The sequence below is a fragment of the Janthinobacterium sp. BCJ23 genome (assembly GCF_059617945.1).
This window is the reverse complement of record NZ_JCAQAW010000003.1, coordinates 556,847-582,837: the sequence shown is the minus strand read 5'-3', so window position 1 is coordinate 582,837 and position 25,991 is coordinate 556,847. Positions and strand designations below refer to the sequence as shown.

The following is a 25,991-nucleotide window of genomic DNA, read 5'->3' as shown; positions in this document are numbered from 1 at the left end:
GCGTCCCCCCGGATGAGATAGTCTTTTTGAATACTGATAACCATGTGGGGACCATGAAACATCATCTGACACCACTCGCCGCCGCAGCGGCCCTGACCTTGCTGCTGGCCGCCTGTGCCGCACCTACCGCGCCTTCCGCGAAGTCCGTCGATATCAACCTGGTCGCCCTGAACGATTTTCACGGCAATCTCGACCGCAGCAAATTCACCTATACGAGTGCCGTCGATACTGAGCGCAAGACGGTGCAGGCCGGCGGCATCGATACCTTGTCCGGCGCCCTGACGGCGTGGCGGCGAGAAGATGCGCAGCTGATTTTCGTCGGCAATGGCGACCTGGTCGGCGCCAGCCCCGCCATGTCGGCGCTGTGGGCGGACGAACCGAGCATCGTCGCCATGAACATGCTGGGCATGAAGGCCAGTTCCGTCGGTAACCACGAATTTGACCAGGGCAAGGCGGAATTGCTGCGCCAGCAGCGCGGCGGCTGCGAGTCGTCGCGCGCCGACAAGGCCTGCAAGTTCACGCCCGACTTCAAGGGCGCCAGCTACACCTATATGGCGGCGAATGTGATCGACACGCAAACGGGCAAGTCCCTGCTGCCGGCCTACCGCATCGAAGAGGCGCATGGCGTCAAGGTGGGCTTGATCGGCGCCGTGCTGAAAGATACGCCGTCCGTGGTAACGGCCGCCGGCATTGCCGGCCTGCAGTTCGGCGATGAAGCAGGCGCGATCAACGCCACCTTGCCGCAGCTGCGTGCGCAGGGCGTGGGCGTGTTCGTCGTGCTGCTGCACCAGGGCGGCGAGACGAGCGAAGCCGTCGACCAGCCCGATTGCAGCCACCTGAAGGGCGAAGTGGTCGACGTGGTGAAACGCCTCGACCCGGCGATCCAGCTGGTCATCAGCGGTCATTCGCACCAGGGCTATCTGTGCCGTGTCGATGGCCGGCTGGTGACGCAGGCGCAGATGGGCGGGCATATGCTCACGCGCATCAAGCTCAAGGTCGATCCCGTCAAAAATGCACTGATCGATGCCAGCGCGCAAAACGTCGTCATGCTGCCAGGCATGTATGAGCCGGACCCGGCCGTGGCAGCCTACCTGGCATCGGTCAAGCAGCGCAGTGCGGCCGAGTTGTCGCGTCCCGTGGCCGCCATCGCCGTACCGAACGTGGGCCGCAGCACCAAGGGCGGCGGCGCTTCCCCGCTGGGCGACCTGGTGGCCGACAGCACCCTGTTCGGCGCACGCGCTGCCGGTGCGCAAATCGGCCTGATGAACAACGGTGGCATCCGCAAGGACCTGGAAGCGGGCGCCGATCTGATGACGAACGTGGGTCAGAACCAGGCTGTGGTCCCGTTCGGCAATACCTTGATCGTCGTCAGCCTGTCCGGCGCGCAAATCCGCACCTTGCTCGAGCAGCAATGGCCGGGCGAAGAGGCAGGCGAGGGCAATCTGCTGCAAGTATCCGAAGGTTTTAGCTACCGCTGGGACAGCACGCAGCCGCAAGGCCAGCGTGTGCTGCCGGGCAGCATCATGCTCAATGGCATTCCTCTTGAGGACAATCAACAATACCGTGTCGCCGCCAACAGTTTCCTTGCCGGCGGCGGCGACCGCTTCACTGTGCTGGCGGCCGGCACGCGCCGGCTGGACACGGGCGTGCGCGACATCGACGCCTTCAGCAATTACCTGACCGCGCGCGCGCGCGCTGGCAAGCCCGCTGGCAGTGCCACGGCGGCCGGCCGCATCGTGCGCGTCAAATAATCTTTACCAGGAAAAACCATGCGTCGTTTATTTTTTACTGTCGTTATTTCCAGTCTGTTTGCGGGCACGGCCCACGCGGACTTCACCATTCCCGGCTTTGAGCTCGTGCACACGTCACCCGTAGAAACCACGTTGACGAATCCCGACCTGCGCGAGCCCGTCGCCGTGTGGACCGAATTGTTCGATTCGGCAAAAAAAGAAATCGTCATCGCCCAGTTCTACGCCGTCAGCAAACCGGGCACGGCCTTTGAAAAGGTGCTGGCCAGCCTGACGGCCGCCGGCCAGCGCGGTATAAAAATCCGCTTCCTGCTGGACCAGAAGGGCGTGGGCTTGTCGGAAGCGGCCACCATCGCCCAGATCAAGGCGATTCCGAACCTGGACTTGCGCCTGATCGACTTCAATAAAATCACGGGCAACGGCATCGTGCATGCAAAATACCTGGCCGTCGATGGCCAGGTGGCGTACATCGGCAGCCAGAATTTCGACTGGCGTTCGTTCGAGCACATCCATGAAACGGGTTTGAAAATCACGGAACCCGCCATGGTGAGCCAGGTGCAAGCGATCTTTGAACAGGATTGGCAAGCCCAGGCATTGACGTCGCAAGGCAGCCGCGCCACGGTGCTCAACAGCAAGGTAGTGCCCGCCAACTACGCGCAGAACGCTTTCCTGCTGGCCAGCCCGAACGCCTACAACCCGGCTGGCGTGGGCGACTCGGAAACGGGCCTGCCCGCCTTGCTGGCGCAAGCGCAAAGCGAAGTGCGAATCCAGTTGCTCGATTACGTACCGCTGTCCTACGGCCCGAACCGCACGCGGCCGTACTACGCCGTGATCGATAACGCCGTGCGCGCGGCCGCGCAGCGCGGCGTGAAAATCAAGCTGATGGTGTCAAGCTGGAATACGGAAGCGCCGGCCATCGCCTACCTGAAAAGCCTGGCCCTGGTGCCGAACGTGGACATCCGCATCGTGACGATTCCTGCGGCCTCGACCGGTTTCATTCCATTCGCACGCGTGATCCACAGCAAGACCATGACCATCGACGGCAAGCTGGCCTGGATCGGTACGAGCAACTGGGCGGGCGGCTATTTCGACTTGTCGCGCAACCTGGAAGTGGTGCTGCGCAACGAACAGATGGCGCAACGCATCGCCGCGCTGCATGAGCAGACGTGGAGTTCGGCGTATGCGCAGCCGATCGACATCAACAAGCAGTATCCGAAGCCGGCCAAGGCCACGCCGCAAGGCAAGGAGTAATAGTGAAAAAATTGATGACCGTGCTGGCGCTGGGCGCCGCTTTTGCTTCCGGCAATGTCCAGGCCTGGGGCAACGACGGCCACCGCGCCGTGGGCGCCATCGCCGATCAATTGCTCAAGGGTAGCGCAGCACAGGTGCAAGTGGCCAAGTTGCTGTTGCCGGGCGAAAGCCTGGAAAAGATCGCCAACTGGCCTGATTGCGTGAAGGGCACGTATTGCGGCCCGCAAACACCGGAAATGCTGACCTATGTGGCGGCCAATCCCAAGCATGGCGAATACCATTACACGAACGTGCCGTTCCAGAACGCGCACTACCACGACCATGGCGTGGGCACGGCTGATGACGATATCGTGCAAACCTTGAAGCAGGCGATCCTGGTGTTGCAAGGCAAGGCTGATGCGGCCAGCAATCCGCACGGCTTCAGCCAGCGCGAAGCCCTGATCCTGATCACGCACCTGGTAGGCGATATCCACCAGCCTTTGCATGTGGGCAATGCGTTTCTCGGCAAGGATGGCCAGTTTTTCGCGCCCGCCACGCAGGCGCAGATCGACGACGTCACCATTTTCAATGCGCGCGGCGGCAACGACTTGCTGCTCGACGATGTGAAGATGACGGCGCTGTCCGATGCCGTGATTCCCGCGTCGCTGCCGGCCGACGATGGCGCGGCCAAGCCGGCAAGCAGCTATCCGAAGTCGCCCACCAAGCCCCTGCATTCGTATTGGGACACGACCGTGGTCGATTACGCCATGCGCCGCCTGAGCACGCGCACGCCGCAGCAGTTTGCGCGCTCCGTGATCGCCAGCGCGCCACAAGTGAGCAGCAACACCGGCGATCCCGCCACCTGGCCGTATCAATGGGCCGATGCCTCGCTGGCGGCGTCGAAGATGGCTTTCACGGATGTGGTGGCCGGTCCGGCCACGCAGCAGACGAGCCGCAAGGGCGAGGTCTACAACGTCTGGAGCTTGACGGTGCCGGACAATTATCCCGTGCCCAGTTCGGCGCTGGCCAAGCAGCAGCTGATCGAGAGCGGCTATCACCTTGCGGCCGTGCTGCAGGCGATCTGGCCGCAGTAAAGACGTCATTCGAAAGCGGCCTGCTGGCCGCTTTTTTTACGCCAGGATTACGTTGATGCCCATCTCGCGGTAGGGCGCGACCAGGGCGTCATCCACGTCGCGGTGCACGATGATATCGTTGACCTGACTCAAGGGTGCAATTTGAAACGGCGAAGCCGTATTGAATTTTTCCGGCGAGGCCAGCACGACGGTGCGGGCAGACGCGTCGCTCAGAGCGCGCTTCACGCACGCTTCTTCATAATCCCCGGTGGTGATACCCGCTTGCGGATGCAGGCTGGACACGCCCATGAAGTACAGGTCGGCGCGGATGCGGCCGATGGCTTCCACGGTAGCTGCGCCGACGCCCACGATCGAGTGCTTGTACAGGCGCCCGCCCAGCATCAGCACCTCAATCGATGGATGATTCACCAGTTCGACGGCAACCGACGGACTGTGCGTGACGATGGTGGCGCGCAAGTCGCGCGGCAGCTGGCGCGCCAGTTGCACGGCGGTCGTGCCGCCGTCGAGAAACACCACTTGTCCCGTTTGTATCATGGCGCCCGCCGCGCGGCCGATGGCGGGCTTGGCTTCCGGTGAAATCTGTTCGCGGGCCGCAAACGGAGCCAGCGCGGGCGAACTTGGCAACAAGGGCAGGGCGCCGCCGTGCACGCGCTCCAATAGCCCTTCCTTCGCCAGCTCGCGCAGGTCGCGCCGTATCGTGTCTTCCGACAAGCCCAGGCTGTCGCTGACGGCCTTGGCGACGATCTGACCTTCGCGCTGGAGCAAGTCCAGCAGGTATTGTTTGCGTTGATGTGTGAGCATGGTTTTTCTTGTATTTTCTTGATATTGCACGAGTTTGCATGATAAAGTCGATCCGTGCAAGCACAAGGAGACACTATGCGCGAAGAAAATAGCAAGCAGGAACGGGTCCGTATCCAGGGCGTGCAAACCCTGTCGCACGACTGGTATCTGCTGCAAAAGACCACGTTCGACTATCTGCGCCAAGATGGCCAGTGGCAGACACAGACACGGGAAACCTATGACCGCGGCGATGGCGCCACCATCCTGCTTTACAACAAAGTCAAGCGCACGGTGATCCTGATCCGCCAGTTCCGCTTTCCCACCTACCGCGAAGGCCACGATGGTTTCCTGATCGAATCAGCGGCCGGCTTGCTGGAGGAGGCTAGCGCGGAGCAGCGCATCCGCGCCGAGGTAGAAGAGGAAACCGGTTACCGGGTGGGGCAGGTGCAGAAGATATTCCAGGCCTTCATGAGTCCCGGCTCCGTGACGGAGCGCCTGCATTTCTTTGTCGCCGAATACGATCCCGCCAGCCGCATCGGTGATGGCGGCGGCCTGGCGCACGAAGGCGAGGATATCGAAGTGCTGGAACTGCCCTTGGCGCAAGCGCTGCAGATGGTGGCAGATGGCCGCATTTGCGACGGCAAGACCATCATGCTGCTGCAGCATGCGCAGCTACAACTGATGCCGGTCAAACAAGGCATGCAGATCCTCGTTGCCGGCCCGTATCGCTCCGGCACGGGCGACGATCCCGCCCTGATGGCGGCGAATGTGGCTGCCATGGAAGCCGTCTGCCTGTCGTTATATGCCCAGGGGCACATGCCCGTGCTCGGTGAATGGCTGGCCTTGCCCATGCTGGCGCTGGCCGGTTCCACCCAGGTGGGTGACGCCGTGTATGAGCAGCTGTTCCACGCGCATGCGACGCGCTTATTGAGCCATTGCGATGCCGTGCTGCGCATTGGCGGGGCGTCCCAGGGCGCCGACCAGATGGTGGCGGTGGCACGCAGCCTTGGATTGGCCGTGTTTTTCTCGCTGGACGAGATTACCCAGGCATAAAAAAAGCGAAGCCCGCAGGCTTCGCTTTTAGTTGGCGCAGGCTGAAACTTAGCGCGATTTCACGAACGGGATACCAATTGCTTTTGGTGCGATGGATTTCGCCATCAAGCCCGCCAGCACGATCACCGTGACGACGTACGGCACCATCTGGATCAAGGAGCCCGGGATGCGGCCCACTACCGGCAAGTCCACGCCTTCGATCTGGATCTGGATGGCGGCGAAGAAGCCGAACATCAGACAGCCGAGGAAGGTGTAGACGGGACGCCAGTTGCCGAACACCATGGCCGTCAGGGCCAGGTAGCCGGCGCCGGCCGACATGTCGCGCAGGAAGAAGCCGCTTTGCACGATGGCCAGGTAGGCGCCAGAGAACGAGCACAGGATGCCGGCCACCAGCATGGCCAGGTAGCGCGTCGCTTCCACGCTCACGCCGGCCGAGTCGGCCGCATGCGGGTTTTCGCCGCAGGCGCGCAAGCGCAGGCCGAAGCGCGTGTGGTACAGCAGCCAGTGCACGAGCGGGATCAACAGGAACGCCACGTAGACGAGGATGGAATGGCCGCCGATCAAATGGGCGTAGACCCAGCCGATGAACGGGATGTGCTCCACGTATTGCGTGCCCGGCAAGACGACGTCAAACAGGCGCGCCGAACCGAGGTCGGGCGTGCGGCCGCCTTGCTGGAAGAAGAACTGCGCCAGCACGAACGTCAGTCCGCTCATGGCGATGTTGATCGCCATGCCGGCCACCAGCTGGTTGCCCTTTTGCGTGATGCTGACGTAGGCCTGCAGCAGGGCCAGGGCGACGCAGACGAGCATGCCGGCAGCCATGCCGTAATATGGGTTTTGCGTCGTGTAGGCCACGGCGGCGGAAGCGAAGGCGCTGGCCAGGATCTTGCCTTCCAGGCCGATGTCGATCATGCCGCTGCGTTCGGCAAACAGGCCGGCCATGGCGGCAAAGATCAGGACGGGCGCATTGCGCACGGTCGATACCAGGATGCTGGCGAATTGAAAGTCGTCGAGTGTCATGGTGTTAGCCTTTGGTGCGCTTGAGCAGGGCGGAAATGGCCGGTGCGTAGAAGTTTTCCATGGCGCCGCAGAACAGAATGATCAAGCCCTGGATGAAAATGAAGGTTTCCGTCGGGATATTCGGTTTTTCCAGCGACAGGTCGAAGCCACCCTGGATCAGCGCGCCGAACAGCACGGCCGACAGGAAGATGCCGACTGGATGCTGGCGGCCCATCAGGGCGATGGCGATGCCGATGAAACCGGCGCCGCCGACGAAGTTCAGCGACAGATAATGCGTCGAACCCATGATGGAATTGACGGAACCCAGGCCCGCCAGCGCGCCCGAGATCAGCATGACGATGATGATCATCTTGCTGATCGATACACCCGCATAGTGGGCCGCATGCTTGTTCAGGCCCGTGGCGCGCAGCTTGAAGCCCCACGACGAGCGCCACACCATCACGCCGTAGATGACCAGCGCGGCGATTGCTAGCAGGAAACTGATGTTCAGCGGCGTGTCGCCCAAGGACGGGAACCAGGTGGAGAGGCGCGGCATTTCGCCGCTTTCCGCGAACACGCGGCTGGCCGTGTTCTGCTCGCCCGGCGGAATCAGATACTTCACGATAATGAAGTTCATCAGGCTTGCGGCGATGAAGTTGAACATGATGGTGGTCACCACGATGTGGCTGCCGCGCTTGGCTTGCAGGTAGCCGGGCAGGAAACCCCACAGCGCGCCGAACAGGGCTGCGCCGATCATGGCGGCCGGGATCAATAGCCAGGCGGGCAGGGTCTGGTCGAAGGCCAGCATGGCGACAGTGAGGCCCAGGCCGCCGATATACATCTGGCCTTCGGAACCGATATTGAACAGGCCGGCCTGCATTGCCACGGAGACGGACAGGCCCGTGAAAATGAAGGTGCTGGCGTAGAACAGGGTGTAGCTCAAGCCTTCCGGATTGAGGATGGCGCTGTGGACGAGGATGGACAGCGATTCGGCCGGGTCTTCGCCCAGCATATAAATCACCAGGGCTGCGACCAGCAAGGCCGACAGCAGGTTTAACATGGGCATGACAAAGGCTGTCGCCCAGCGTGGCAAGTCGTTATTCATGATTTATGCATTCCCCCCATCAACAGACCGATGCGGGTGGTATCGAATTCTTCAATTTTCAGTTCGCCGGTGATGCGTCCGCCGCACATGACGAGGATGCGGTCGGCCAGCGCCCGCACTTCTTCCAGTTCGACGGACACCAGCAGGATCGCCACGCCCGCGTCGCGCAGGGCCAGCAATTGCGTATGGATGCTTTCGATGGTGCCGATGTCGACGCCGCGCGTGGGCTGGCCCACCAGCATCAGTTTCGGCTTGGCCAGCACTTCGCGCGCGATCACCACCTTTTGCTGGTTACCGCCCGACAGCAAGCCGATGCGCAGGTCCGGATTGGCCGGACGCACGTCGAACGTCTTCAGCAGTTCCGCGCAACGCGCGCCGATGGCCTTGAAGTTGAACAGGCCCCAGCGGTTTTTCAGGTGGTCCTGGTAACCGAGGATGGTGTTTTGCATGACGGAGAAATTCTTTACCACGCCGTCGCGCAAGCGGTCTTCCGGAATGTGGGCGATGCCCAGGTCGCGGAAGGCCAGCGGCAAGCCGTCGGCATCGTGGCGCTTGGCAAACGGCAAGTCCTTGTCGAGAAAACGCAGCTTGCCCGACGTCGGCAAGCGCATGCCGGACAGAATTTCCAGCAGCTCGCTCTGGCCATTGCCAGAGACTCCCGCGATGGCGACGATTTCGCCGGCGCGCAGGTTGAAACCTATGTCGGCCAGCAATTTGACTTGCTGCTCGTCGGCCAGTTGCAAGCCGTCCACTTCCAGCACCGTGGCGCCCGGATTGTACGGTGCCCGTGGCAAGTGGCTCTGGATGGGGCGGCCGACCATCATGTTGGCCAGTTCCTCTTTCGAGGTGCCGGCGGTCGCCACGGCGCCCACCACCGTGCCGCCGCGCATGACGGTGACGTTGTCGGTGATTTCCAGGATCTCTTGCAGCTTGTGCGTGATCAGGATGATGGTCTTGCCCTGCTCCTTGAACAGGCGCAGGATTTCAAACAGCGAGGCCGTTTCCTGGGCCGTCAGCACGGCTGTCGGCTCGTCGAGGATCAGGATATTGGCGCTGCGGTAAATCTGCTTGAGGATTTCCACGCGCTGCTGCGCGCCGACGGACAAGTCTTCGATCTTCGCCAGCGGGTCGACGTCGAGGCGGTAGCGCGCGCAGATCTCGCGCAATTTCGCTTCCGCTTCCGTGCGGTGGCTGGCCAGGCGAAAGCCGCCTTCCGTGCCCAGCATGATATTGTCGAGGACGGTGAAGTTCTCGACCAGCATGAAGTGCTGGTGCACCATGCCGATGCCGAGATTGATCGCTTCCTGGCTGTTGCGGATAGGCTGTACTTTTCCGTCTAGCAGGATTTCCCCGCCGTCGGCACGGTAATACCCGTACAGGATGCTCATCAAGGTCGATTTGCCGGCGCCATTTTCCCCCACCAGGCCATGGATACTGCCCTTGGCGATGGAGAAGCTGACGTCGGCGTTCGCCTTCACATGTCCAAAATGCTTGGAAATGCTGCGAAATTCTACTGCTGGCTGCATAGGTTCATAACTGGATAGTTTCATGGAAACGCGCCGCGCGGAGACTGGCCCCGGCGGCGCGCTAAAAGATACGGAGAAAAATTAAACCGGGCAGCTGCTGCCGACGCGGTAATCGATCACTTTGATCTTGCCATCGATAATGTCCTTACGCGCACCCAACACGCGCTTTTCGATTTCCGGCGTAATCAGCTTGCGGTTGTTTGCGTCGAGCGCCCAATCCACGCCGCCTTCTTTCAAGCCTTTATAGCTGACGCCGCCCTTCCAGGTGCCGTTCTTGACTTGCATGAAGCTGTCGTAGACCGTGTTGTCGACGCGCTTGACCATCGAGGTCAGGATACTGCCTGGATACAGATGATTCTGGTTCGAATCAACGCCGATGGCCAGCTTGCCTTTTTCCTTGGCCATTTGCAGGGTACCCATGCCGCTGCCGCCTGCGACGGCGAAGACGACATCGACGCCGCGCTCGAATTGCGAGCGGGCCAGTTCGCCACCCTTGGCCGGGTCATTCCAGGCGCCGGACGTGGTGCCGACCATGTTTTGCGTGATTTCCATCTTCGGATTGACGGCCTTCGCGCCTTGCGCGTAGCCGCAGGCGAAGTTGCGGATCAATGGAATATCGATGCCGCCGATGAAGCCGACTTTCTTGCTCTTGCTGGCCATGGCTGCCGCCACACCCACCAGGTAGGAGCCTTCTTCTTCCTTGAAGACAACGGAATTGACGTTGCTGCCGGCGGCCTGGCCGTCGATCAGCACGAATTTCACGTTCGGGAATTCCTTGGCGACCTTTTGCACGGCTTGCGTTTGCGCAAAGCCGATGGCGGCGATCATGTCGAGTTTCTTGCGGGCCAGGCCGCGCATGACTTGCTCGGCTTGCGTATCGCTCGATGCCTGTACTTCGATGAAGGAAATGCCCGTGTCTTTTTTGAAGCGCGATGCGCCTTCGAAAGCGGATTGGTTGAACGACTTGTCGAACTTGCCGCCCGCGTCATACACGACACCCAGTTTTGGGGTAGCCGCGGACGCTTGAGCAGTCAGAAATACGGCTGCGATCGTCAAACTAAATTGTGTAAGTTTCATGAATTGGCTCCTGGAAGATCGATATTGTATATTTTTTATAGGTGAAACATATAATTTGGGGCCGATTTAGCCTGTTTTTGATGCACGAGGTGATAATTCCTTATCAACATTGCACTGTATTGCACAAGATCATTGCTGACCTCGTCTGCTTTCATGTCGTCAGTGTGATGCTCATGCAACAGTCGCGCCCCGTCTCTTTTATAGGTACAACATCGAATGGGGCTGCCGGAGCGGGCTGGGATGCGCCGTCAGATGACGGGCAGGGCAAGCACGGAACCGGCGCCGCGATGGGCGTCCGAATCACTATGCATCATGCCAGATATGTATGACAAATACGTTTTTGTTTATGTATTTATATGCACTGCATATAAATAGGTTTTAAGAACGCATAACAAAACCGTAGCGAGCGGCAGTGAGTTGTGGTCGAGAAGCGGAGCTGTGCGAATGCACAGTGAGCATCGGAGGCCGCAAATCGCGACGCGCAGTAGGTTTTGTTCGCGTTCTCAGGCAGCCGGGGGATTGAGGATATTGAGGAAGGCCCGCACGACGGGTGCGTCGTCCAGCGTCGTGTAGCTGATGTACAGATTCGCTGAGGGCGGATTCGTTTTGATCGGCAGAAACACGACGCCGGGCCAGCCGATGCGGCTCGTCGTTTCCGGCACCAGGGTCACGCCCAGGCCCGCGCCCACCATGGCCAGCAGGGTTTGCGGTTCGCTCGCTTCCTGGAAAATCACGGGTTCGAAACCGGCGTTGATGCAGCATTGCACCAGGTAGCGGGGAAACGCGGATTTGTCGAGGTTCAGGGTCAGCATCGGCTCTTCGGCGATGTCGATCAGCTCGATGGACGTGTTTTTCGCCAGCGGATGGTGTTCATTGACGGCCACGCAGACGTTTTCGCGGAAGCACAGTTCCTGGCGTAGATTGTCGTGACGCAAATCGTCGTCATTGAGTTTGGGTTCGCGCCAGAAGCCCACGTCGATCTGCTTGGCGCGCAAGGCTTCGTACTGCACCGTGGGACCAAATTCATGGATGGTCCAGGTGACGCGGGGAAATTTGGTCTGGAATTCTTCCAGCAAGCTGGGGATAGGGCCCCACATGGCCGAGCCGACGATGCCCACGCGCAAGCGGCCCACTTCGCCGCGGTCGATCTGGCGGATCGTGTCGATGGTCATGCGCATCTTGGCCAGCAGGTCGGCCGCTTCGTTCATCAGCGCCTTGCCCGCCACGGTCAGCTCGAAGGTGCGCGTGGTGCGCGCAAACAGGCGTACGCCCAGTTCGCTTTCCAGTTTCATGATCTGCTGGCTCAGGGGCGGCTGCGAGATATGCAGGCGCTCGGCGGCGCGGCTGAAGCTTTTCTCCTCGGCAACGGCAAGAAAATACTTTAACTGTTTCAGATCGATGGACATGCTTTCCTTGCGTTGCGTGTTGCTAGGCGATGGAACGGCGCGCAGACCCGTGAAGGTGCGCGCGCTTTCTTTACAGCAGTCCTATTATCGTGCCACGACCGCCTGCATGGCAATGGCCAGTGCCGTGCCGACTTGCGCATTGTGCTTGACGAGGGCGATATTCGTCGCCAGGCTGCGGCCATCCGTCAGCTGCTTGATGCGCGAGAGCAGGAAAGGCGTGACCTGCTTGCCTTTCACACCGCCCGCGTCCGCTTCCTGCAGCGCTTGCGCGGTGATGGCATCGATCTCTTCCTTGGGCATGGCTTGCGCGGCCGGCACGGGGTTGCTGACGACCACGCCGCCTGTCAAGCCCAGCTGCCACTTGGTGCCGATGAACGCGGCTTGTTCGGCAGCCGTATCGAGGCGGAAATCGGCCTTGAAGCCGCTTTCGCGCGTAAAGAAGGCAGGAAAACCTTCCTGGCCCACGCTGATGACGGGCACGCCGTGCGTTTCCAGGTATTCCAGGGTCAGGCCGATGTCGAGGATGGATTTGACGCCCGCGCAGACAACGACCACCGACGTTTGCGCCAGTTCCTGCAAGTCGGCGGAAATATCGAAGCTCGTTTCCGCGCCGCGGTGCACGCCGCCGATGCCGCCAGTGACGAACACGGAAATTCCTGCCAGTTCCGCGCAGATCATGGTGGCTGCCACGGTGGTGGCGCCCAGCTTGCCTTGCGACAGGACGAACGGCAAGTCGCGGCGGCTGACCTTCATGGCGTCGGGCGAGGTGCCCAGCAATTCCAGCTGTTCGGGGGACAGGCCCACGCAGATCTTGCCGCCGATGATGGCGATGGTGGCCGGCACGGCGCCGCCGTCACGGATGATCTGTTCCACTTCGCGCGCCATTTCTACGTTTTGCGGATACGGCATGCCGTGCGAAATGATGGTCGATTCCAGCGCCACGATGGCCTTGCCGGCGGCGCGCGCGTCGAGCACTTCTTGCGAGAACAAGAGGAAATTCTGTAATTGGGTCATGTCAGTCCTGTTGAAAGAGGGTAGGGGGAGGCGGCGCCAGGTCGGCGTCGTCAATGTTGTCGAGTGCGCCAGCGGAAATCTGGGGCGAGACGGTGGCCGCCGATTCCAGGGTCATGGCGGCCAGCTTCAGGCCGCGCCGGCATGCCAGTTTCAAATCGTTGCTGTCGTGGTACAGCGACCAGCAGACGGCGGCGGAAAACGCGTCGCCGGCGCCCGTCACGTCGACGGCGTCCACTTCGCGCGCGGCCAGGTGGACGATAGGCGCGTCCAGGCTGTCGCCATCCGTGAAATACACGCCTTCGCTGCCGCAGGTGACGATCACCTGGCGCGCGCCCTGGCGCTGCACTTCGCGGCAGGCGGCGCGCAGCTCGGTTGCTGTGGGCAAGGCCCGCGCCACGCGCGTTTCCAGTTCACCACGGTTGAGGATCAGCAAGTGCAAGCCCGACAGGTCTTGCGGCAAGTGCGCCATCTTCGGCTGCGAGACGGCGACGATGACGAGCGGCGTCGCATGGGCCGCGTCCTGGCGGGCATCGGCCAGCAGTGCCTGCACGCTGTCGTGGCCCAGGTTCAGGTCGCAAACGGTGAGGGCGGCGGCGGCGCGCTGCGGCTGGCGGCTATGCAAAAAGGCGGGGGTCAGCTGTTCGTACAGTTGCATGTTGGCCATCGCCAGCAGCATTTCGCCATGTTCGTCGAGCACGGCCGTGTAGGTGCCGCTGCTGGTATTGCTTAGATGCAAGCTGCCGCGCATGTCGATGCCCGCGTCTTCCGCGTGCGTCTGCAGGGCGTGGCCGGCCGCATCGTCGCCCAGCGCCGTCAGCAGGGCGACGGGGATCGACAAGCGGGCCAGGTTTTCCGCGATGTTGCGGCCTACGCCGCCAAACACTTCTTCCGAACGCACGGGATTCGAGGTGCCCATCTGCAGGGGCGCCAAGGTGCGCATCTTGCGGTCGAGGTTGGCTGCGCCTATGCACAGCACGGGACGGCTGTCGGGCAGCACATAGGCGCGTCCCAGCAGGCGGCGCTCGCGGATCAATCCGGCGATGTGGCCGGCGACGGCCGAGCGCGACAAGCCCAGTTCGCTCGCCAGGTCTTGCTGCGAGATGAAGGGGTTGTTGCGGATCAGCGTGTACAACTGGTCTTTTTTATTGGTATCGGTCACAGGGTTTTCGCTGGGGTTTAAACATTTGTCTGAAACTGTAAACATTTGTCCGATCGGTGTCAAGCTCGTGTCAAGCGTGCATGAAAAACCTTCGTATGGAGCTTGTATGCATGCATTTTCCAGGGATGGCAGGCTGGGGCTAGCCTCGACTATAATGTCGGCCATTTATATTTGAATTGTATAAATGGGCAAGAAAAATGGTATTTGCCATACATATTCCGTTTGATGCATAGTGGCGGCAAATAGAGGCAATACGCATTTCGATATACCTGTAACACCATACATACCCGATACCTGGGCGCGATATTTTGCCTATACCGCCGCGCAGGCAGCAACCCATCACCATTAGTCAATCAGAGGATAACCATGTCGAACAACACCCCTTTCCACGCCGCCGAAATCATCCGTGCCCGCGCTCCTGAAAATTTCAAGCCGCGCGTGGCGATGATCCTCGGCTCCGGCCTGGGTGTGTTGGCCGAGCAGATGACGGACGCCGTCAGCATCAGCTTTGACGAATTGCCAGGTTTCCCGATCAGCACCGTGCACGGCCATGCCGGCGAACTGGTGATCGGCACCCTGTCGGGCGTCGCCGTCGTCTGCATGAAGGGCCGTGGCCACTTCTACGAAGGCTATGGCATGGGCGTGATGACGAGCGCCATCCGCACCCTGAAACTGCTGGGCTGCGAAATGCTGTTCGTCACCAACGCCGCCGGTTCCCTGCGCCCTGAAGTGGACGCCGGCAGCCTGGTGGCCATCAGCGACCACATCAACCTGCTGCCAGGCACGCCGATGGTCGGCCCGAACGACGACCGCTTCGGCCCGCGCTTCTTCAGCATGGCCAACGCCTACGATGCGGACCTGCGCAATCTGGTCAAGGACACGGCTGCCGCGAACGGCATCACCCTGCACGAAGGCGTGTTCGTCGCCTACCCTGGCCCGAACTTCGAGACGGCCGCTGAAATCCGCATGATGGCCCGTCTGGGCGCCGACACGGTCGGCATGTCGGTGGTGCCGGAAGTGGTGTCGGCCCGTCATTGCGACCTGAAAGTGGTGGGCGTATCGGTGATTACCAACCTGGCCGAAGGCATGTCGCCATTCGCCCTGTCGCACGAACAAACCCTGAAATACGCGGCCATCGGCGCGAAAGACCTGGTCAAGCTGATCCTGGCTTTCCTGGCCACCGTGGCCGCCAAACCGCAAGCCTAAGCACTTTTCTTGACGCAGTAGCGGCGCGCCACTTAGCGGCGCTGCCGCGCGGCAGGCCGGGGAAATCCGGCCTACACTGTTCGCATCATCTTCGCATCACTCCATAAAGCGAGCCTTATCATGTCACGCGCATTTATCCTCCTGCTTGATTCCTTCGGCCTTGGCGCGACGCCAGACGCCGCCAAGTATGGCGACGCAGGTGCCAATACCTTTGGCCACATTGCCAGCACTGTCGCCAAAAGCGGCAAGACCTTGAAACTCCCGAACATGGAACGCCTGGGCCTGGGCGCTGCGGCGCACCTGGCCAGCGGCGAATGGGCCACGGGCTTCGACCGGCGCGACGGTTTTACCGGTGCCTACGGCGCGGCGCGCGAGCGCTCCACCGGCAAGGACACGCAGAGCGGCCATTGGGAAATCGCCGGCGTGCCCGTCGAATTCGACTGGGGATATTTTCCCCGTACCACGCCATCGTTCCCGGCCGACCTGACCGACAAGCTCAAGGCCATGTCCGGCGTGCCCGGCTTCCTCGGCGACTGCCATGCCTCGGGCACGGACATCATCAACAAGCATGGCGACGAGCACGTCGCCACCGGCAAGCTGATTATCTATACGTCGGGCGACTCGGTGATGCAGATCGCCGCGCACGAAGAATCGTTCGGCCTCGAGCGCCTGTACGAAGTGTGCGAAATGGCCTTCAAGCTGGTCGAGCCGTACAACATCGGCCGCGTCATCGCCCGTCCGTTCACGGGCAGCAATGGCAACTACACGCGCACCTCCAACCGTCACGACTACGCCGTCGCGCCACCCGCGCCGACCCTGCTCGACCACGTCAAGAATGCGGGCGGCGAAGTCGTCGGCCTGGGCAAGATCAGCGACATTTTCGCTACCCAGGGCATCTCCAGAGTCGTCAAGGGCGTCGACAACATGGCGCTGTTCGAAGCGCTGTTGAAGACGGCCGATGAAGTGCAGGACAAGTCGCTCACCTTCGTGAACTTCGTCGATTTCGACCAGGCGTTCGGCCACCGCCGCAACGTCGAGGGCTATGCCGACGCGCTGCGCGAAATGGATGCGCGCCTGCCGGAATTCATGGCCAAGCTCAAGGAAGGCGACCTGGTCGTGATCACCGCCGACCATGGCTGCGACCCGACCTGGCACGGCTCCGACCACACCCGCGAACACATACCGATGATCTTCTTCGGCCCCGGCGTCGCCCCGCGCGCACTGGGCATTTCCGAGACCTTCTCCGATATTGGCCAAACCCTCGCCAAACACCTTGGCGTACCACCACTTGCTAATGGAACCAGCTTGTTATGACACTCATGCATCCCGAATTCAAGCGTAACGAGGCCGTTGGCCTCGACCTGGGCTGGATCAACCAGATCCGCGTCAACCGCGCCGCGACAGACCGCCGCGCGGCCAGCCTGGCAAACCGCCGTACCGTGAAAAAGGAATACCAGGCCGCCTGGCTGGTGAAAGCCATCCAGATGATCGACCTGACCACCCTGGGCGGCGACGATACGCCGGGCAGAGTCGAACGCCTGTGCATGAAGGCCATGCGCCCGCTGCGCGCCGACCTGATGGAGGCACTGGGCCTGACTGACTTGAGCACCGGCGCCGTGTGCGTGTACCACGAGATGATCCAGCCGGCCGTGAAAGTCATCCAGGGCCGCTTGCCCATCGCCGCCGTATCGACGGGTTTCCCGGCCGGCCTGACGAGCATGGAAACGAAGCTGCGCGAGATCGAGCTGTCGGTCGCCGCCGGCGCTTCCGAGATCGATATCGTCATCACGCGCCAGCACGTCCTGAACGGCAACTGGCAAGTGCTGTACGACGAAATGCTCGCTTACCGCAAGGCGTGCGGCGAAGCGCACGTGAAGGCGATTCTCGCCACGGGCGACTTGCTGACCATGGAAAACGTGGCCAAGGCATCGTGGGTCTGCATGATGGCCGGCGCCGATTTCATCAAGACCTCCACCGGTAAAGAGGGCGTGAACGCCACCATTCCCGTGGCCCTGACGATGGTGCGCACGATCCGCGAATACCACGAGCAGACGGGCTTCCAGGTGGGCTTCAAGCCGGCCGGCGGCGTCAGCTCGGCCAAGAGCGCGCTGCAATACCTGACCCTGATGAAGGAAGAACTGGGCAACGAATGGCTGCAGCCGCACCTGTTCCGCATCGGCGCTTCCAGCCTGCTGACCGACATCGAGCGCCAGCTCGAACACTACGTCACCGGCAGCTACTCGGCCAATCATCGTCACGCACAACCTTAAAGAACAATCGTCATGCCAACAATTAACGAGATTCTCAATACTATGGACTACGGCCCTGCTCCCGAAAGTCAAAAAGAAGCGCAGGCGTGGCTCGATGGCCACCAGCGCACATTCGGTTTGTTCATCGACAATGCCTGGAGCGCGCCGGCGGAACTGTTCGCCTCGACCAATCCTGCCGACGGCACGCAGCTGGCCGAACTGACGCAAGCGACCGACGCGGACGTCGAACGGGCCGTCGACGCGGCACGCCGCGCGCTGCCCGTCTGGCAGGGCATGGGCGGTCACGGCCGCGCGAAAGTCATGTACGCGCTGGCCCGTTTGCTGCAAAAGCACTCGCGCCTGTTCGCCGTGCTGGAAACCCTGGACAACGGCAAGACCATACGCGAAACGCGCGATATCGACCTGCCGCTGGCCGCGCGCCATTTCTACCATCACGCCGGCTGGGCGCAGCTGCAGTCGGAAGAATTCGCCGACTACCGCGCCGTGGGCGTGGTAGGCCAGATCGTGCCGTGGAATTTCCCCCTGCTGATGCTGTCGTGGAAAATCGCTCCGGCCCTGGCGGCCGGTAACACGGTCGTCTTCAAGCCGGCGGAATTCACGTCGCTGACCGCCATGCTGTTCGCCGAACTGTGCGTGCAGGCGGGCGTGCCGGCCGGCGTCGTCAATATCGTCACCGGCGACGGCCGCGTGGGCTCGGCCATCGTCAACCATCCTGGCGTCGACAAGATCGCGTTTACGGGTTCGACCGAAGTGGGCCGTTTGATCCGTGAAGCGACGGCCGGCAGCGGCAAGAAGCTGTCCCTCGAACTGGGCGGCAAGTCGCCGTTCATCGTCTTTGAAGATGCGGACCTCGATGGCGCCGTGGAAGGCCTGGTCGATTCGATCTGGTTCAACCAGGGACAAGTGTGCTGCGCCGGTTCGCGCCTGCTGGTGCAGGAATCGGTCCAGGAACGCTTCCTGAACAAGGTACGCGCGCGCATGGAAAACCTGCGCCTCGGCTCGCCGCTGGACAAATCGATGGACGTGGGCGCGCTGGTCGACCCCGTGCAGCGCCAGCGCATCGCCGCGCTGGTCGATTCGGCCCGTGCCGAAGGCTGCGACGTGTGGCAACCGGCGTGCGAACTGCCGGCTGACGGTTCGTGGTTCCCGCCGACCCTGATCACGGGCGCGTCGACCTCGGCCGCCGTGGCGCAGGCTGAAATCTTCGGCCCCGTGCTGGTGGCCATGAGCTTCCGCACGCCGCCCGAAGCGGTGCAGCTGGCGAACAACACGGTGTACGGCCTGGCCGCCAGCGTGTGGACGGAGTCGATCAGCCTGGCCCTCGATATCGCTCCCGCCATCAAGGCTGGCGTGGTGTGGATCAACAGCGCCAACCAGTTCGACGCGGCGTGCGGCTTCGGCGGCTACCGCGAATCGGGCTTCGGCCGTGAAGGCGGCCGCGAAGGCATGCTGGAATACATGACGGCCCTGGCCGAAGATGCGCGTCCGGCCCTGCCGGTGGTGGAAGCGAAAGCGAAGGGCAATGTAAAGCCGGCGGCAGCCGATCCGTTCGCCATCGACCGCACGGCCAAGATGTACATCGGCGGCAAGCAGGCACGCCCCGACAGCGCCTACAGCACGCCCGTATTCGGCGCAAACGGCGCCCTGCTGGCTGAAGTGGGCGTGGGCAGCCGCAAGGATATCCGCAACGCCGTCGAAGCGGCCCATAAAGCGTCCGGCTGGACCAGCGCCACGGCGCACAACCGCGCGCAAGTGCTGTACTACATCGCCGAAAACCTGGCTGCGCGCGCCGACGAATTCGCCGCCCGCATCGCCGCCATGACGGGCAGTAAAACCCCCGAGAAGGAAGTGCAGGCATCGATCGAACGCTTGTTCTACTACGCCGCCTGGGCCGACAAGTACGACGGCCTGGCGCACCAGCCGCCAACCAAGGGCATCACCGTGGCGCTGAATGAAGCGGTTGGCGTGATCGGCATCGTCTGCCCGAACGAAGCGCCTTTGCTCGGCTTCATTTCGCTGGTGGCGCCAGCCATTGCGCTGGGCAACCGCGTGGTGGTCGTGCCGTCGGAAGCGCATCCGCTCTCCGCGCTGGACCTGTACCAGGTCTTCGATACGTCCGACCTGCCGGGCGGCGTCGTCAACATCATCAGCGGCAACGCCGATGAACTGGCGCGCACCCTGGCCACGCACGCCGACATCGACGCCGTCTGGCGCCATGACGGATCCGCCGACGGTTGCGCTGAAGTCGAGCGCCTGTCGGCCGGCACCCTGAAACGCACCTGGGTCGGCGGCGCCAAGGGCCGCGACTGGTACAGCGCTGCCCAAAGCGGCGGCCGCGCCGTGCTGGCGCATGCGTCGCAAGTGAAAAACGTGTGGATTCCTTACGGCGTCTAAGTTTGTAAAGCAGGATAGTGGGGCCGGTTCTTCCGCGCAGCGATGCGCCGGGGCGCCGGCCCCAAGTTGCTTTCGCCAGCAAGGCGTGTAGGTCGGATTAGCCCGCAGGGCGTAATCCGACAAGGCCGCTGGATCGACATCAGCATTTGAATAGGACATCGGGAGCTATCATGTTTCTAACTCAGGAAATCATTCGCAAGAAGCGCGACAAGGGCGTATTGAGCGCCGAGGAAATCCAGTTTTTCGTGCGTGGCATTACTGACGGCAGCGTCAGCGAAGGGCAGATCGCGGCGCTGGGCATGGCCGTCTATTTCAACGACATGAACATGGACGAGCGCGTGGCGTTCACCCTGGCCATGCGCGATTCCGGCCATGTGCTGGACTGGCGCTCGCTGAACCTGCCTGGCCCCATCGTCGACAAGCATTCGACGGGCGGCGTGGGCGATGTGGTCTCGCTGCTGCTGGGCCCCATGGTCGCCGCGTGCGGCGGCTACGTGCCGATGATCTCGGGCCGCGGCCTGGGCCACACGGGCGGCACGCTCGACAAGTTCGACGCCATTCCAGGCTATTGCACGGTGCCGGACAATGCATTGTTCCGCAAGGTGGTGCAGGATATCGGCGTGGCCATCATCGGCCAGACGGCGCAGCTGGCGCCGGCCGACAAACGCTTCTACAGCATCCGCGACGTCACCGCCACGGTGGAATCGGTGGCCATGATCACCGGCTCCATCCTGTCGAAGAAACTCTCGGCCGGGCTGGACGCGCTGGTGATGGACGTGAAAGTGGGTTCGGGCGCCTTCATGCCGACGTACGACAAGTCGGTGGAGCTGGCCGAAAGCATTGTCGCCGTCGGCAATGGCGCGGGCATGCAGACGTCGGCCATTCTGACGGACATGAACGAGTCACTGGCGCCTTACGCGGGCAATGCGCTGGAAGTGCGCGGCGCCATGGATTACCTGACGGGCCGTTCGCGTCCCGCGCGCCTGCATGAAGTGACCCTGGCGCTGTGCGCCGAGATGCTGGTGCTGGGCGGCCTAGCCGCCACCGAAGAAGAAGCGCGCGTGAAACTGATGGCGGCACTCGATTCGGGCGAGGTGGCCGAGCGCTTCGCGCGCATGGTGTCGGCCCTGGGCGGCCCGGCCGATCTGGTCGAACATCCGGACAAGCACCTGGAACAGGCGCCGTTCATCGTGCCGGCACCGGCGCTGTCGGCCGGCTTTGCCAACGTGCGCGATTGCCGCGCCATCGGCCTGGCCGTCGTGGCCCTCGGTGGTGGCCGCCGCCGTCCGACGGACAGCATCGATTTCGCCGTCGGCCTGACTGACCTCGTGGGCCTGGGTGAGCAAGTGGCCGTGGGCCAGCCGCTGGCCATGGTGCACGCGCGCACGGAAGCGGCGGCGCAGCTAGCCGTCAGGGAAATCCAGGAAGCGTATGCCATCAGCGCAGTGGCGTTGACGGGCAATCCCGTGATTTACCGTACCATTCGACCATAACTTAACCCTAGAGGCAAAATCTGGGGTCAGACCCTGAGGGTCTGACCCCGGCCTTTCGCGGGTTTTACAGATAGATAAGCAAATGAACAACCAAGAACTGATCGCCGAAGCCAATGCCGGCCGTGAACTGGCCTACGCGCCATACTCGCGCTTTAAAGTGGGCGCGGCACTGCTGTGCAAGGATGGCCGCGTCTTCCGTGGCTGTAACGTGGAAAACGCCGCCTATGGCCTGTGCAACTGCGCCGAGCGCACGGCGTTTTTCAGCGCCATCGCGCATGGCTGCAAGCCGGGCGACTTTGCCAAACTGGCCGTCACGGGCGACACGGCTGAACCGATCTCGCCGTGCGGCGCCTGCCGCCAGGTGATCTTCGAGATGGGCGGCGCCGACTTGCCGGTGATCCTGACGAACCTGAAAAACGATGTCATGGAAGTGACGGCCGGCTGGCTGCTGCCGCACGGCTTCGGCAATTCCGACCTGGACATGAAGTAACAGGATCCGCTTGAACAAGACGATAGACATCCAGGCCGCCGTGGCGATTGCCGCGGCCGAAGCCATGGCAGCGAAGACGCAGGGCACGTTCGGCGTGGGAGGCGTGCTGCTCGATGGCGCCGGCAACGTGCTGCAATCGATGCACAACAACGTCGTGCGCCAGGGGCTGGTCTTCGACCCCACCGCGCATGGCGAGCGCCAGCTGGTGGACTGGTACTTCGCCGAGCGGGCCAAGGACGTGCCCTTGCCGCCGCCGGGGGAACTGACCATCGTCACCTCGCTCGACCCGTGCTGCATGTGCACGGGGGCGATTCTGGCGGCCGGTTTCAACGTGGTGGTGGCCGCGCCCGACGTCAAGGCGGGCATCAATTACGATGGCAGCGCCACGTTCACGGCCTTGCCGGCGCCGCTGCGGGGGCAGGCGGGACGCAGCTTTTGCTATCCGGCCGTGCGCGGCGCCACCGAGTATGCGCGGCTGCCGTCCGGCGCCGCGCCCAAATCTTTTTTCATCGGCAAGAGCATCCACGAGGCGACGCAGGCACTGTGCTCGCTCGTGTTCGAGTCGACATCGGCGCAGGTGATGCAGTTGCTGAACGCGGGCGACGACGTGCATCTGCGCGATCCGGCCACCTTGCCGTCCGAGCATGCCGTGGTGCGCGCCTTGCGCCGCCGCTATCCTGACGCCCTGACTTACCGCTGCGAGCCGCATGCGCCCGATGCGGGTCTGGCGCCATTTCTGCAGGCGGCCATGGAGCAGGACGTGCACGATGGCGGACAGGGCGACGCTGCCGCCTTGCTCGACTCCTTCGGCAACCTGCTGCTGTGCATGCCGGGCAAGTTGAACCAGTCGGTCATCCGCACGCCGTTCATGGAATGCACGCGCCAGTACGCGCAGCTGCGCTTCGAATTGATGGCAAGCGCGGATCCTGCGTTGCAGGAAGAAATCAAGAGCTACCTGGGCCACTCCAAGCACGGCACCTTCGTGCTGGCCATCGGCCCGGACGACGGCGCCGCCAGTTTCATGACCCTGGGCGCCTACGGCTCCACCATGGAAGGGGCGCTGCCGGAGAATAATCCCGCGCAGTTCCAGTACGTGCGCCCGGCCATGGGGGAGGACGCGCTGCTGGCGCTGTGCGAGTCGATGCCGCCGCTGTACCGCAAGCTGATACGCATCCGGCCGCGCCAGGTGGCGAGCGAGGACTTGATCAGCGCACTGGCCTAGGTGTCATCGTCCGGCAGGTTTTTTAGCAAGAAGTCGCGCACGTTTTCACCGGCGATGCGGCGGATCTGCGCTTCCGACAGGCCAGCGTCGAGCAGCGCCTGCGTCAAGCGCGGCAAGCCGGCCGCATCGATGGCCGTGGTGACGGCGCCGTCGAAGTCCGAGCCATAGGCCACGTGTTCGGCGCCGATCAGTTTGACCGTGTACTTGATGGCGCGCGCGATGGACGCCACGTCCTTGCCGCAGACGGCCGTATTCCAGAAGCCGATACCCACCAGGCCACCCTGGGCGGCGATGCGTTTCAACTGTGCGTCGCTGAGGTTGCGGCCGTTGGCGCAAGTGCCGCGCACGCCCGTGTGCGACACCATCACGGGGCGTTTCGCCATCGTCAACACGTCGTCGATGGTGGCCGGCGAGGCGTGCGCCAGGTCGACGATCATCTTGCGCTGCTCCATGGCGCGCAGCCATTGCTTGCCCAGCGGCGTCAGGCCGTCTTTCTTCAAACCATGCTGGGAGCCGGACAGTTCCGTATCGAAGAAATGCGTGGGCGCGGCCATGCGGTAGCCGGCCCGGTACAGGGTGTCCAGATTATCCAGCTTGCCTTCCAGCGCATGCGCACCTTCCAGCGTCAGCCAGCCGGCCAGCAGGGCGGGGTCTTTTTCGCGTGCGGCGATGAAGCTGCGCAGCTGGGCGCGGCTGCCGATGACCCGGACCTTGCCATCGCTCTTGGCCGCTTGCTGGCGCAGCTCATCGGCCTGGTAAGTGGCGCGCGCCAGCAGGCTGTTCCAGGTGGCGGGCGGCAAGCCTTGCGCCACCACGAGCGCCGTGATGTTGTCCGTGTCGCTGCCATTGCGTTCGATATTCATCTTGCGCGGCGTCTTGGTAACGACGGAAAACGCTTGCAGCGCCACGTTGGCCCGCTGCAGGCGGGGGAAGTCGACATGCCCGCGCTGGCTGTCGCGGTTCAGATTGCGTTGCCACAGCAGGCTGTCGGCGTGCAGGTCGGCGATCCACAGGCTCTGGTGCAGGGCCGTAGTGGCTTCCGATGGCGCCTTGCCGGACGGGGGATGGACGCGGTTGAGATGTTCGTCGACGAGGACGGGAGCGGACAGGAAACCGCCGATCAGCGCAAGGCTGGCGGCGGTGAGGCTACTGATAATCATTGTTCTCCGTTTTACCATGGATCGTAGGTGCCCAGGCTCCAGATGTGGCCTTCCGGGTCGCGGCAGGTAAAGCCCCGTCCGCCGTAATCTTCATCCTTGATGTCGAGCACGATTTCGGCGCCCGCTTCGCGCGCGCTGCGGTAGACGGCGTCGGCATCGCTGACGACCAGGTAGCAGCTTTGCGTGTTGGCGCCGCCGATGTCGCCGGGCAGTTTCATCAGGCGGCCATAGTCGCTGTCGATGGCGGGCGCCACCATGACCATGCCATTGCCAAAGCTCAGTTGCGCATGGGCGACGCCACCGTTGCCGTCAGGCACGATCAATTGTTTTTCAAAGCCGAGCGCCTTGCACAGCCATTCGATGGCGGCGGGCGCGTCGCGGTAGCGCAGGCAGGGAATGGTCGTCGCTGCTGTCGCTTTTGCTGTCGTGGTCATCAGAAAACTCCTATGGCTGTGGGGGAGTAGCTTCGATCATGGATCCTGCGTGGCGTTCCATATCCCTGCCATCCATGGGGATGGGCTTGACGCCCGTCAGTGCTGCGCCCATCCATAGTGCCATAGAACCATCATTGCACTCTTGCCATGACACAAATTTTTATTGCGGCGACTGCTGCGAGCCAGGCACTTTTTCGTCTGCGCCGGCATCGTCGCTGTTGCTTGCCCATTTCAGCAGCATGACGAGGGCAAACAGCATGATGGCCAGCGGCAAGATGGTGATCAGGAACGCCAGGCCCAGGCAGCATACCAGCAGCATGGGCCAGGGCATGGCGCGCAAGGCTGCCATGCCCTGGCGCGTGTAAGCGCACAGCTCGTTCCAGAAAGCGCTGAAGGAAGTGCTGCCCGGTGCCGAATTGATGTCTTTCATGCCGTTCTCCTGTCGTGTGGGTGCCGCTGCCGTATGCATGCTGGCAATGAATCCACTATAGGCAAAACCTTGCTGCCGAGCATCGCGTATGCGACGAATGGCAGGAATGGCGGAGCGAACGGCGACAAAACGGGACAAGCGGTTAGTCGAACACCTTGAGTTTCAGCTGGAAACTGAGCGCGCCATACAGGCGGTCCTTGTAGGACGGCACGATGGCGATATTCACGCCCACGCGCTGGTATTCATAGCTGATGGTGGGGACGAGGGCCGGGAACCAGCCGCCATCGCGCATCTTCGGATAACCGCTGAAGCCGCCAACGACGGCGCCGATGCGCAGCGGGCCCACCTTGATTGGCTGGTAGTACACGCCCAGGTAATTCGAGTAGGCGCGGTCGCTATTGTAGAAGCGGCCAGCTGTGACCGAGGCGACCGTGGAAAAGCGGTATTCGGCGCCGAGGCCCGGATTGCTGTCGTTCAGGTTCTTGTCGCGTTGAAAGTGATACGAATAAAAGCCCGCGTTGAGCCAGGTTTCGCTGAGCGGCTGGTTGTCGATCATGTTAAAAACATCGGCTTGCGCGCCGCAGGCATATGCCAGCATCAGTGCGCCTAGGGACAATCGTTTCATGCGTGCTTCATCCTTATGATTTCATACTCTGTGGACCGGCCTGGTCTGGCGCTGCCGCGATCGTATCACCAAGTTG

Annotated in this window: 22 protein-coding genes and 1 pseudogene; 11 read left to right on the top strand and 12 right to left on the bottom strand. The window is 62.4% G+C overall.

All coding sequences use genetic code 11. The features are described 5' to 3' along the window. Positions 1–53 precede the first annotated feature (53 nt). The 3 genes from AC54AG_RS14165 to AC54AG_RS14155 are packed head-to-tail and all read left to right on the top strand — an operon-like array spanning position 54 to position 4,072. Complete coding sequence (locus AC54AG_RS14165; RefSeq protein WP_338680901.1) at positions 54–1,751, top strand: bifunctional metallophosphatase/5'-nucleotidase; 1,698 nt, start codon at positions 54–56, stop codon at positions 1,749–1,751. 18 nt (positions 1,752–1,769) lie between these two features. After that, positions 1,770–2,999, top strand: coding sequence for a phospholipase D-like domain-containing protein (locus tag AC54AG_RS14160; protein ID WP_496630699.1), 1,230 nt, complete (start codon positions 1,770–1,772; stop codon positions 2,997–2,999). Positions 3,000–3,001: 2 nt separating this feature from the next. Further along, positions 3,002–4,072: a S1/P1 nuclease gene (locus AC54AG_RS14155; protein ID WP_496630698.1), complete on the top strand. Its 1,071-nt coding sequence runs from the start codon at positions 3,002–3,004 to the stop codon at positions 4,070–4,072. Positions 4,073–4,108: 36 nt separating this feature from the next. Here the strand turns inward: AC54AG_RS14155 and AC54AG_RS14150 are convergent, their stop codons facing one another. Next, complete coding sequence (locus tag AC54AG_RS14150; RefSeq protein ID WP_496630697.1) at positions 4,109–4,873, bottom strand: DeoR/GlpR family DNA-binding transcription regulator; 765 nt, start codon at positions 4,871–4,873, stop codon at positions 4,109–4,111. Positions 4,874–4,948: 75 nt separating this feature from the next. Here AC54AG_RS14150 and AC54AG_RS14145 point away from each other — a divergent pair. Beyond that, a pseudogene (locus tag AC54AG_RS14145) lies at positions 4,949–5,533 on the top strand (NUDIX domain-containing protein); the annotation flags it as partial. Positions 5,534–5,953: 420 nt separating this feature from the next. On the opposite strand, the gene AC54AG_RS14140 reads toward AC54AG_RS14145, so the two are convergent. The 7 genes from AC54AG_RS14140 to AC54AG_RS14110 all read right to left on the bottom strand — a co-directional run bounded on the left by AC54AG_RS14140 (position 5,954) and on the right by AC54AG_RS14110 (position 14,191). Continuing rightward, complete coding sequence (locus tag AC54AG_RS14140; RefSeq protein ID WP_034754516.1) at positions 5,954–6,925, bottom strand: ABC transporter permease; 972 nt, start codon at positions 6,923–6,925, stop codon at positions 5,954–5,956. Between the two features lie 4 nt (positions 6,926–6,929). Further along, complete coding sequence (locus AC54AG_RS14135; RefSeq protein ID WP_046685488.1) at positions 6,930–8,009, bottom strand: ABC transporter permease; 1,080 nt, start codon at positions 8,007–8,009, stop codon at positions 6,930–6,932. Further along, positions 8,006–9,535, bottom strand: coding sequence for an ABC transporter ATP-binding protein (locus AC54AG_RS14130; protein ID WP_070303427.1), 1,530 nt, complete (start codon positions 9,533–9,535; stop codon positions 8,006–8,008). Before AC54AG_RS14130 ends, AC54AG_RS14135 begins: the two co-directional genes overlap by 4 nt. Before the next feature lie 81 nt (positions 9,536–9,616). After that, on the bottom strand, positions 9,617–10,612 hold the full coding sequence (locus AC54AG_RS14125) for a BMP family lipoprotein (protein WP_034754523.1): 996 nt from the start codon (positions 10,610–10,612) through the stop codon (positions 9,617–9,619). 503 nt (positions 10,613–11,115) lie between these two features. Next, positions 11,116–12,018: a LysR family transcriptional regulator gene (locus AC54AG_RS14120; RefSeq protein ID WP_034754538.1), complete on the bottom strand. Its 903-nt coding sequence runs from the start codon at positions 12,016–12,018 to the stop codon at positions 11,116–11,118. An 84-nt stretch (positions 12,019–12,102) separates the two neighbouring features. Continuing rightward, positions 12,103–13,032: a pseudouridine-5'-phosphate glycosidase gene (locus AC54AG_RS14115; protein ID WP_496630694.1), complete on the bottom strand. Its 930-nt coding sequence runs from the start codon at positions 13,030–13,032 to the stop codon at positions 12,103–12,105. A 1-nt stretch (position 13,033) separates the two neighbouring features. Next, positions 13,034–14,191, bottom strand: a complete 1,158-nt coding sequence (locus AC54AG_RS14110) for a carbohydrate kinase family protein (RefSeq protein ID WP_496630693.1) — start codon at positions 14,189–14,191, stop codon at positions 13,034–13,036. Positions 14,192–14,557: 366 nt separating this feature from the next. On the opposite strand from AC54AG_RS14110, the gene xapA reads away from it, so the two are divergent. The 7 genes from xapA (at position 14,558) to AC54AG_RS14075 (ending at position 23,266) form a co-directional block, all read left to right on the top strand. Beyond that, entirely contained in the window at positions 14,558–15,397 is an 840-nt protein-coding gene (xapA, locus tag AC54AG_RS14105) for a xanthosine phosphorylase (protein WP_058050228.1), read from the top strand. Positions 15,398–15,517: 120 nt separating this feature from the next. Further along, on the top strand, positions 15,518–16,711 hold the full coding sequence (locus tag AC54AG_RS14100) for a phosphopentomutase (RefSeq protein WP_496630692.1): 1,194 nt from the start codon (positions 15,518–15,520) through the stop codon (positions 16,709–16,711). Beyond that, positions 16,708–17,667, top strand: coding sequence for a deoxyribose-phosphate aldolase (deoC, locus tag AC54AG_RS14095; RefSeq protein ID WP_034754550.1), 960 nt, complete (start codon positions 16,708–16,710; stop codon positions 17,665–17,667). The genes AC54AG_RS14100 and deoC overlap by 4 nt, the downstream gene beginning before the upstream one ends. 12 nt (positions 17,668–17,679) lie before the next feature. After that, a complete protein-coding gene (locus tag AC54AG_RS14090; RefSeq protein WP_496630690.1) occupies positions 17,680–20,061 on the top strand; it encodes an aldehyde dehydrogenase family protein in 2,382 nt (793 codons plus the stop codon). A gap of 170 nt (positions 20,062–20,231) precedes the next feature. Then, complete coding sequence (gene deoA, locus AC54AG_RS14085; protein ID WP_496630689.1) at positions 20,232–21,554, top strand: thymidine phosphorylase; 1,323 nt, start codon at positions 20,232–20,234, stop codon at positions 21,552–21,554. Between the two features lie 82 nt (positions 21,555–21,636). Then, positions 21,637–22,044 (top strand): cytidine deaminase, encoded by a 408-nt coding sequence (locus AC54AG_RS14080; RefSeq protein ID WP_034754695.1) that lies wholly within the window; start codon positions 21,637–21,639, stop codon positions 22,042–22,044. Positions 22,045–22,048: 4 nt separating this feature from the next. After that, a complete protein-coding gene (locus AC54AG_RS14075) occupies positions 22,049–23,266 on the top strand; it encodes a nucleoside deaminase (RefSeq protein WP_496630714.1) in 1,218 nt (405 codons plus the stop codon). Here the strand turns inward: AC54AG_RS14075 and AC54AG_RS14070 are convergent. From AC54AG_RS14070 to AC54AG_RS14055, 4 genes are all read right to left on the bottom strand, one after another. Further along, a complete protein-coding gene (locus AC54AG_RS14070) occupies positions 23,263–24,426 on the bottom strand; it encodes a dipeptidase (protein WP_496630688.1) in 1,164 nt (387 codons plus the stop codon). The two genes, AC54AG_RS14075 and AC54AG_RS14070, sit on opposite strands and share 4 nt — an antisense overlap. An 11-nt stretch (positions 24,427–24,437) precedes the next feature. Then, positions 24,438–24,860 (bottom strand): VOC family protein, encoded by a 423-nt coding sequence (locus tag AC54AG_RS14065; protein ID WP_034754561.1) that lies wholly within the window; start codon positions 24,858–24,860, stop codon positions 24,438–24,440. Between the two features lie 160 nt (positions 24,861–25,020). Beyond that, positions 25,021–25,290, bottom strand: a complete 270-nt coding sequence (locus AC54AG_RS14060) for a hypothetical protein (RefSeq protein WP_070303416.1) — start codon at positions 25,288–25,290, stop codon at positions 25,021–25,023. A 142-nt stretch (positions 25,291–25,432) separates the two neighbouring features. Next, complete coding sequence (locus AC54AG_RS14055; protein WP_489628770.1) at positions 25,433–25,915, bottom strand: hypothetical protein; 483 nt, start codon at positions 25,913–25,915, stop codon at positions 25,433–25,435. Between the last annotated feature and the right edge of the window lie 76 nt (positions 25,916–25,991).

Coding starts and splice junctions, on each gene's coding strand:
- AC54AG_RS14125 (WP_034754523.1), bottom strand. CDS start 10,612: ATGAAACTTACACAATTTAGTTTGACGATCGCAGCCGTATTTCTGACT.
- AC54AG_RS14100 (WP_496630692.1), top strand. CDS start 15,518: ATGTCACGCGCATTTATCCTCCTGCTTGATTCCTTCGGCCTTGGCGCG.
- AC54AG_RS14165 (WP_338680901.1), top strand. CDS start 54: ATGAAACATCATCTGACACCACTCGCCGCCGCAGCGGCCCTGACCTTG.
- AC54AG_RS14115 (WP_496630694.1), bottom strand. CDS start 13,032: ATGACCCAATTACAGAATTTCCTCTTGTTCTCGCAAGAAGTGCTCGAC.
- AC54AG_RS14135 (WP_046685488.1), bottom strand. CDS start 8,009: ATGAATAACGACTTGCCACGCTGGGCGACAGCCTTTGTCATGCCCATG.
- AC54AG_RS14150 (WP_496630697.1), bottom strand. CDS start 4,873: ATGCTCACACATCAACGCAAACAATACCTGCTGGACTTGCTCCAGCGC.
- AC54AG_RS14055 (WP_489628770.1), bottom strand. CDS start 25,915: ATGAAACGATTGTCCCTAGGCGCACTGATGCTGGCATATGCCTGCGGC.
- AC54AG_RS14065 (WP_034754561.1), bottom strand. CDS start 24,860: ATGACCACGACAGCAAAAGCGACAGCAGCGACGACCATTCCCTGCCTG.
- AC54AG_RS14060 (WP_070303416.1), bottom strand. CDS start 25,290: ATGAAAGACATCAATTCGGCACCGGGCAGCACTTCCTTCAGCGCTTTC.
- AC54AG_RS14160 (WP_496630699.1), top strand. CDS start 1,770: ATGCGTCGTTTATTTTTTACTGTCGTTATTTCCAGTCTGTTTGCGGGC.
- AC54AG_RS14120 (WP_034754538.1), bottom strand. CDS start 12,018: ATGTCCATCGATCTGAAACAGTTAAAGTATTTTCTTGCCGTTGCCGAG.
- AC54AG_RS14070 (WP_496630688.1), bottom strand. CDS start 24,426: ATGATTATCAGTAGCCTCACCGCCGCCAGCCTTGCGCTGATCGGCGGT.
- AC54AG_RS14130 (WP_070303427.1), bottom strand. CDS start 9,535: ATGCAGCCAGCAGTAGAATTTCGCAGCATTTCCAAGCATTTTGGACAT.
- deoA (WP_496630689.1), top strand. CDS start 20,232: ATGTTTCTAACTCAGGAAATCATTCGCAAGAAGCGCGACAAGGGCGTA.
- AC54AG_RS14140 (WP_034754516.1), bottom strand. CDS start 6,925: ATGACACTCGACGACTTTCAATTCGCCAGCATCCTGGTATCGACCGTG.
- deoC (WP_034754550.1), top strand. CDS start 16,708: ATGACACTCATGCATCCCGAATTCAAGCGTAACGAGGCCGTTGGCCTC.
- AC54AG_RS14080 (WP_034754695.1), top strand. CDS start 21,637: ATGAACAACCAAGAACTGATCGCCGAAGCCAATGCCGGCCGTGAACTG.
- xapA (WP_058050228.1), top strand. CDS start 14,558: ATGTCGAACAACACCCCTTTCCACGCCGCCGAAATCATCCGTGCCCGC.
- AC54AG_RS14090 (WP_496630690.1), top strand. CDS start 17,680: ATGCCAACAATTAACGAGATTCTCAATACTATGGACTACGGCCCTGCT.